The organism is Lactobacillus kefiranofaciens, assembly GCF_900103655.1.
GTDB lineage: Bacteria > Bacillota > Bacilli > Lactobacillales > Lactobacillaceae > Lactobacillus > Lactobacillus kefiranofaciens.
This window is the reverse complement of the sequence record NZ_FMXC01000033.1, coordinates 16,703-17,582: the sequence shown is the minus strand read 5'-3', so window position 1 is coordinate 17,582 and position 880 is coordinate 16,703. Positions and strand designations below refer to the sequence as shown.

Here is an 880-nt window from a genome sequence, read left to right as displayed (position 1 = left end):
AAGCAACGCTGGAAATGAGCTTGAGGATAGGTCTTTGCCAGTGCTGTCTTCATGCCCACAACGCCATCTGAAAGAAAAAGCTCTACTTGCTCTAAGCCGCGAGACTTCATGCTTTGGAGCAGCTCCGTCCAGACTTCAATGTTTTCATTGGGCGCAATGCAGTAGTCGATAACTTCCTTGTGTCCATTAGGTTTGATGCCAATGGCAATATAGACAGCTTCTCGTTCAAAGGTTTCTCGGCGCAGAGGAACGTAGGTAGCGTCTAGATAAACGCAGAAGAACTTATCACTGAGTTTGCGCTGATGATAGGCCTCAACTTTTGGAATCATCTGCTTGGAGATGTTAGATACCTGAGCTGGGCTGTAATGGCTGCCATACATCTTTTCAATCAAATCAGCTATCTCTCTGGTGGTTACGCCTTTGGAATATAGCTTGATAATCATACTTTCCAAAACATCGGAGTGCTGCTTGTAGTCAGGCAGCGTGTGCTGATGAAACAGGTCGTTACGGTCTCGTGGCACCTGGATTTCAATCTCGCCAAACTGCGTATCAACCTTGCGAAAGTAAACACCATTGCGTGAACTGCCTGTATTCCAGCCAGCTCTGGCATAAGGATCATAGCCTAAAAACGCAGTCAGTTCAGCTTTCAATAGGTCATTAACTGCTTGCTGGAGTTCTTTGCACAATAAATTGTTTATTTTGTCTTGATTGAATAGAGCTTGTGCCATATTTTTGGTAAAATCATTCATGAAGGAGTTCTTCTTTCTGTATGTGTTTTTTTGTTTAAACCAATCATACGAGAAAGGAACTCCTTTTTCTAATATTTTAAGAAATTAATTTAAGGAATCATTCATCCTTACACAAACTATTTTACAGTCTC

General features: G+C 41.9%; 1 protein-coding gene. It reads right to left on the bottom strand.

Going from position 1 to position 880, the window contains the following annotated elements; all coding sequences use genetic code 11:
• Nucleotides 1-749, bottom strand: a 749-nt coding sequence (locus BLP58_RS09535; RefSeq protein ID WP_143000343.1) for an IS256 family transposase, incomplete at its 3' end; no start/stop codon positions are given.
• Between the last annotated feature and the right edge of the window lie 131 nt (nt 750-880).